This window comes from Belliella filtrata (assembly GCF_022549775.1).
GTDB lineage: Bacteria > Bacteroidota > Bacteroidia > Cytophagales > Cyclobacteriaceae > Belliella > Belliella filtrata.
Genome location: NZ_JAKZGP010000147.1, coordinates 1 through 807, shown reverse-complemented (window position 1 = coordinate 807; position 807 = coordinate 1). Strand labels below are relative to the sequence as shown.

General features: G+C 46.0%; 1 protein-coding gene. It reads left to right on the top strand.

All coding sequences use genetic code 11. The features are described 5' to 3' along the window. Positions 1–162: 162 nt before the first annotated feature. A partial coding sequence (locus tag MM239_RS20820) for a hypothetical protein (RefSeq protein WP_241350250.1) occupies positions 163–807 on the top strand: 645 nt, incomplete at its 3' end.

The window sequence follows — 807 nt, the reverse complement described above, 5'->3', positions numbered from 1 at the left end:
TTGTTGGATTCCATTCCCGACCACAGGAAACGCTGTACCTACTCCGTTGCCGAAATCATCATGGCAGGCCTTTGCCTGTCATTGTTCAAGATGGGATCCAGAAACAATGCCGACAACCTTATTAACACCCGTTTTGAGGGCAACTATTTAAACTGTTTTGGCTTGCGACTGCCCATTCAGGATACGGTAAACGATTTTCTGTGTGGATTGGACCCAAGGGAATTGGAATCCCTTAAAAGGACACTGGTACGCAGACTTTTGGAAAAGAAGGTCTTCGACAAATGGAAGTATGGCGGTAGGCACCTTGTGGCAATAGATGGGACCGGGATCAACAGCTTTGACAAAGAGCCTTTTCCGGGCTGTCCCTACAAGATAAGCAAGACAGGCAAAGTCACCTACACCTGCCATGTCCTAGAAGCCAAGTTGGTTAGTGATAACGGCTTCTGCATTTCATTGGCTACCGAATGGCTGAACAACTCGGAAGATCTCTCGGGCAAGCAGGATTGTGAACTCAAGGCATTCAAACGGTTATCGGAAAAGCTGAAAAAGGATTACCCCAGGTTGCCCCTTACCATTTGCGCCGATGCATTATATCCCAACCAAAACTTCTTCCGGCTATGCAGGCACAATGGCTGGAGATTCATCCTGACATTCAAGGAGGGCACACTCAAATCCCTGTGGAGTGATATTGATGATCTTAGACCCCTTTTGATCAAGGAGCAGTCAGTTGAAAAGATAGTTTCCAAAGACCCTAAAAAAGGGTGGTTGAATCAAAATTGTTTCTATATCAACGGGTTACTTTATAGG